General features: G+C 54.5%; 5 protein-coding genes. 4 read left to right on the top strand and 1 reads right to left on the bottom strand.

The window, feature by feature from the left end; all coding sequences use genetic code 11:
- Positions 1 to 226, bottom strand: a 226-nt coding sequence (locus tag ACWA6V_RS16390) for a DUF47 family protein (protein WP_449523497.1), incomplete at its 3' end; no start/stop codon positions are given.
- 264 nt (positions 227 to 490) lie between these two features.
- Here ACWA6V_RS16390 and ACWA6V_RS16395 point away from each other — a divergent pair.
- The 4 genes from ACWA6V_RS16395 to ACWA6V_RS16410 all read left to right on the top strand — a co-directional run.
- Positions 491 to 2,260, top strand: a complete 1,770-nt coding sequence (locus ACWA6V_RS16395) for a GspE/PulE family protein (RefSeq protein WP_449523498.1) — start codon at positions 491 to 493, stop codon at positions 2,258 to 2,260.
- A gap of 105 nt (positions 2,261 to 2,365) precedes the next feature.
- The gene (locus ACWA6V_RS16400) at positions 2,366 to 2,989 is read left to right on the top strand and encodes a helix-turn-helix domain-containing protein (protein ID WP_449523499.1); all 624 of its coding nucleotides are present in this window, start codon (positions 2,366 to 2,368) and stop codon (positions 2,987 to 2,989) included.
- 117 nt (positions 2,990 to 3,106) lie between these two features.
- Positions 3,107 to 3,652: a heme NO-binding domain-containing protein gene (locus tag ACWA6V_RS16405; protein ID WP_449523500.1), complete on the top strand. Its 546-nt coding sequence runs from the start codon at positions 3,107 to 3,109 to the stop codon at positions 3,650 to 3,652.
- A gap of 5 nt (positions 3,653 to 3,657) precedes the next feature.
- A partial coding sequence (locus ACWA6V_RS16410) for an ATP-binding protein (protein ID WP_449523501.1) occupies positions 3,658 to 5,608 on the top strand: 1,951 nt, incomplete at its 3' end.

Consider the following 5,608-nt stretch of genomic DNA (forward strand, 5'->3'; position numbering starts at 1 on the left):
GGCTTTTGGGGAGATGCAGGCGCAGTTGCTTTTTGATCTCGTCTGCCTGATGTTCGAATTGCACCACACGCTGTTGGATCTCGCTGGCGCGCGGCCAATCGTCGCTGGTCACCGCTTCGAAGAAGCTGGTCAGCTCGGCGGCGGCTTGCACCGCCAGCGCCATATGTTCCTGCATGGGTTTGATGGGCGAGCGGCCAAACAGGTTTGACAGGTTTGCAAAAGGCATCAATTACCCCTCCGGTAAAAAGTGCGTGCAGTATAGAAAGATCGCCCCTCAGGGTCACGCGGCTTTGTTACATTTTTATGACGGAATTGTGACCGTTTTTTGAGTTTGACTCCGGTGCAAGCGCGCTGGAGTGGTCAATCATTTCTGCAGACTTGAGCCTAGCTGCCACAGGGGGAAATACCAGCTTGCGCGCTACTGGGCAGACGCTCAGCGCGCGAGGCGCTACAATCCCCTGAACTCAAATTAATAAACAGGAACTATAAGATGGCGCAGGTGTTGGATCGGGTGTTGGATTTGCGCGGATTGATTCAGGATCTGGTTGCCGATGGGCGCATGAAACAGGTCGATGCCAATATGCTGCTCGGTGCCTCGCGCACCCGCGAGCAGGCCATCATGCACCCGCTCGCCTACATCGCCACCCAAAACCTGGACGATGTCCAGCGCCCCGGTAAAAGCCTGGATGGCGATACCCTCACCGAATGGCTGGCCACCAAGGCGCGCCTGCCGCTATTTCATATTGATGCGATGAAAATCGATGTCGCCAAGTGTACCGAGGTGATGAGTTACGCCTTCGCCAAACGCCACGGCATCCTCTGCGTCAAAGTCGAGTCAGATCATGTCGTGGTCGCATGTACCCAACCGTTTATGGCGGGCTGGGAGCCGCAAGTGGAGCATGTGGCGCGCCGGGCGGTGAAACGGGTGGTCGCCAACCCGGCCGATATCGAGCGCTTTATGGTGGAGTTTTACACCCTGGCGCGCTCTGTCTCCGGCGCCAGCGGGGCGACGGCGGCCTCAGCGATCACCAATTTTGAGCAGTTGGTTGAGCTCGGCAAAGCCAGCGATCCGGATGCCAATGACCAGCATATCGTCAAGATCGTGGACTGGCTGCTTCAGTACGCTTACGACCAGCGCGCTTCGGATATCCACATAGAACCGCGCAGGGAGGTAGGGCGCATCCGCTTCCGCATCGATGGCGTGTTGCACTACGTCTACGAATTACCCGCCAATGTCTCCACTGCTGTCACCAGCCGTTTCAAGGTGTTGGCGCGCATGGATATCGCCGAAAAACGCAAGCCGCAGGATGGCCGAATCAAAACCCGCCGCAGCGATGGCAGTGAAATCGAACTGCGGATGTCCACACTGCCGACTGCCTTTGGCGAGAAACTGGTGATGCGGATTTTCGATCCGGAAGTGCTGCTGCGGAGTTTTGCCGATTTGGGCTTGGTGGGTGACGACTATGCGCGCTGGCACTCCATGCTCACCCGCCCCAACGGGATTTTGCTGGTGACCGGCCCGACCGGTTCCGGTAAGACGACCACGCTCTACTCATCGCTGCGGCAGGTCGCCACCGATGAGGTCAACGTCAGCACCATCGAAGACCCGATCGAGATGGTAGAAGAGCGCTTTAACCAGACACAGGTACACCACAAAATCGGGCTGGATTTCGCCGCCGGTATCCGCAGCCTGATGCGGCAAGACCCGGACATCATCATGGTGGGCGAGATCCGCGACCTGGAAACCGCGCAGATGGCAGTGCAAGCCGCTCTCACCGGCCACTTGGTACTATCGACTGTGCACACCAACGATGCCCCCTCGACCATTGCGCGACTGCTGGATTTGGGGATTCCCTCCTACCTGATCAACGCCACCTTGCTGGGCGTGATGGCTCAGCGCCTGGTGCGCACCCTCTGCCCGCACTGCAAGGAGGAAGGGCAAATCACCCATGAGCACTGGCAGGAATTGGTTGCGCCCTGGAAAGTAAATGTGCCCGCCAAAGTCTATCGCCCGGTAGGTTGCCTTGAGTGCCGCAATACCGGTTATTTAGGGCGCCAGGGGCTGTACGAAATTTTGATGTTGTCGGAAAACCTCAAAGAAAAAATCGTCCCCGACTGCAACTTGCAGGACTTGCGCCGTTTGGCGATGAAAGAAGGTATGCGCACACTGCGCTTGTCCGGCGCACAAAAAGTGGCTGCAGGCTTAACGACTATGGAAGAGGTATTGCGGGTTGCGCCGCCACCGGAGAAGGCGGGTTAGCTATCTGGCGGGTTGCTGTCGTAGGCTGGCGGCCAACTGTCGTCCATCCCGTTTCACGTAAACTTATAAGCTCCAGTGACTTAACCACTCACCGGAGTTTGATGTATGGAACATTACGCACAAGAAATGAAAATATCCTCAGCTAAAGTTCGCCGTTTTCGCAGTGAACACGGTTGGTCGCAAGATCAGCTGGCGCTCGCATCTGGTTTGAGTTTACGCACCATTCAGCGCGTTGAAGCCGAGGGCAATGCGTCCCGTGAAACCCATGTATGCCTTGCGGCCACCTTTGGTATTTCACTCGCCGAACTTTCTGACGAGGTATTGCCAGACAATCCTCGCGCCGTTCAATCGATACTCACAATTGCACTGCCAGCCCGCTATAAAGTTACCGGGGTTCTCACCGGCTTGATGCTGATTCCCGTCTTGCTCAAATTTGCAGAAGTAATTCCTGCAGCGCTTGATCCCTACGTTTCACTCGCGTTTATGGCGATGATTGCACTTTTTATCTACTCAGGTTTTGGCTGGTATTTTTCTGGCGCAGTAAAGAACCCATCTCACTCGAAACGTGCTGCGCAGATACTGTTTATTGCAACTGCGGTGTTTTGTGGCTTTGCATCCCTTGCGCAAGGTAATCGAGCGGAGCTTACAGTTGCGGCACAGATCGCTCTTTTGGCAGTGTTTATTTACTTTACAGCCGATACTTTTTTGATGGTCAGGCAACGGAAATGATCGCTGAGTTCTGATTTTTTGCTCCTCAGAATGCATAAATATGCTTAGCAGAAGATTGTTCTGCCAACCTCTCATAGTTGACTAAGCTTTAAGCATTCCAGTTGCGAGGGGCAGTTTATGAAGGGGATCGTGTTTACCGAATTTATGGATATGGTGGAGCAGCGGTGGGGCTTGGAGATGGTCGATGACCTGATCGATGCCACCAACCCGGCTTCAAACGGTGCATACACCAGTGTGGGTACCTACGATATCAATGAGCTGGTTGGTTACGTGGTGGAGCTGTCGCGGCGATTGGATGCTCCGGTTCCTGCGCTCGTCAAAGCCTTCGGGGTGTTTCTCGCCGGCTCGTTTGTTAAAAAATTTCCTATCTTCTTTGCCTCTGCCCGCTCGACGTTTGATGTGTTGCGCGAGGTTGATAGGCATATCCATGTGGAAGTGAGAAAGCTGTATCCGGATGCTGAATTACCGGTCTTTAGTTACCGCGATGTCAGTGCCGATACGCTGGAGCTAATTTACGAATCCACACGCAATCTTCCCGATCTTGCGGAAGGCCTCATCGAGGGATGTGCCGGTCACTTTAACGAGTTGCTGCGTATAGAGCGCTCACACGTGCAGATGGAACCGGTCCCCCAAGTTGTATTTCTCATCACCCGGCTGGCGTAGCGCCCATGGCAGACGATGCATTAGAGCGCATGCAACGGCGATTTGAGCGCGAGCGGCAAGCACGGCTCGCGGCTGAGGAGCTGTTGGAGAACAAGAGTCGCGAGTTGTTTACGGTTAACGAGCAATTGCACACATTGGTGGATGAGCGCGAGGCACAGGTGCGTGAGCGCACCCGCGAACTGGAGATTGCGCGCGATCTTGCTCTCGCTAATTCGCGCGCAAAAAGTGAATTTCTCGCGAACATGAGCCATGAGATGCGCACACCGCTCAACGGTGTACTGGGCATGCTCAGTGCAGCGGCGAAAGTGAGCGAGCGAAAGCGCCAGCAATATCTCTTGGCGACCGCTGCCCAATCAGGCCAATTATTGCTTGCGTTGATTAATGATTTACTCGATGTCTCGCGCTTTGAGTCGGGCACGGTGCAACTGTCCCTCGCTCCTGCCGATTTGGCGGCGTCACTGGCGGGGGTCATGCCTCCTTTTGCGCTAGAGGCAGAGCGACGCGGGTTAGAGTTTGTGTGTGAATTTTCCCCTGATTTTCCTGCGCAGCTCATGGTTGACGAGCTGCGCGTAAAGCAATTGGTGTGCAATTTAGTGGGCAATGCCATCAAGTTTACCCACGCCGGTTTTGTGCGTATCAGCTTGAATTTGCTGCAAGACACTCAGGTTGAAATCTGCGTGTGCGATTCCGGAATTGGCATCGCTGCTGGGCAAGTAGAAAAAATCTTTGAGCCCTTTGTGCAGGCAGATTCCTCGATTACCCGCAATTACGGCGGCACAGGGTTGGGCTTGGCGATTTGCAAAAAAATTGTGGATGCCATGGCGGGCAGTGTTCATGTGAGTAGCACACCCGGCGCCGGATCGAGTTTCAGTGTGCGTTTGCCACTTGAAATAGTGATGCCCGCGCAATTGCCAAATTGCCTTCTGTCTCGGCGCGATTCGCTCCGCCTGGTGTTGCTGATGCGCGGTGACGGTTTATCAATTTACCTGCGCGAGAGCCTCGCGCGCTTGGGGCTTGTTCATTATCAAGTGGTAACCAGTTGGCAAGAGTTTCACTGGCAGGATTTGGCGGCAGGCAGTGACACCTGGTTATTTTTGGACGGGCGTTTGGCAGCGCAAGTTGATGCAGCACAGTTAATGGCGCTGAAGCAGGCGAAGCCCCAACTGAAATTGATTGCGGTGGAAATGCCCGGCATGGATTCCAGTTTTTCGTTTCAGGTTGATGGTTATTTATTTCATCCGCTGATCTTGCATTCGTTGGTCGGGCGGCTGCTGGGGCTGGGGATAGAAGTGCATGATGATACTGTGTCGGCTCCCCAATTCAGCGGGCAACAAGTGTTGATAGTGGATGACAACGACATTAATTATCAGGTGATTGCCAATTTGCTCGCTACCAGTGGTTTGCGTCTGGCTTGGGCTGAAAACGGTCAACAGGCGTTAGATTTTTTTGCACAGGATATTCCCGCACTGGTGTTAATGGATATTCAAATGCCGGTGATGGATGGCCTAACCACCGCGCAGCATATTCGCAGTATGACCGGGCGTGCGGCGACCGTGCCCATAGTGGCGATGACGGCGCATGCATTCGACGAGGACCGCGAGAAAAGTATCTCGGCGGGTATGAATGAACATCTCACCAAACCGGTTGAGCCCGATAAATTATTTGCCGTGTTGAATCGCTATATTTCTGCAAATGAAATGGCGGCGGAGCTACCTGTTGGTGCCGCGTTGCCACCGAATGCAAGTTGCGAGGCTAGCACGGCGAGCACAAATGCGATGATGGATTTGCCCGGTTTTGATATCGCTGGCGCTATGCTTCGCACGGGTGGCAATTGGCCCTTGCTGCGCAAATTGATTATCGGTTTTGTTGCGAGCCAGCAGCATGCCGATACGGAAATGGCAGCGCAACTGGCGGAGGGCGACAGTGAGTCAGTGCGCTTGCGCGCGCACAAGATAA

The organism is Cellvibrio sp., from assembly GCF_053579595.1.

Excerpts from the sequence above, each read along its gene's own strand:
- ACWA6V_RS16395 (WP_449523498.1), top strand. The coding sequence starts at position 491 with ATGGCGCAGGTGTTGGATCGGGTGTTGGATTTGCGCGGATTGATTCAG.
- ACWA6V_RS16400 (WP_449523499.1), top strand. The coding sequence starts at position 2,366 with ATGGAACATTACGCACAAGAAATGAAAATATCCTCAGCTAAAGTTCGC.
- ACWA6V_RS16405 (WP_449523500.1), top strand. The coding sequence starts at position 3,107 with ATGAAGGGGATCGTGTTTACCGAATTTATGGATATGGTGGAGCAGCGG.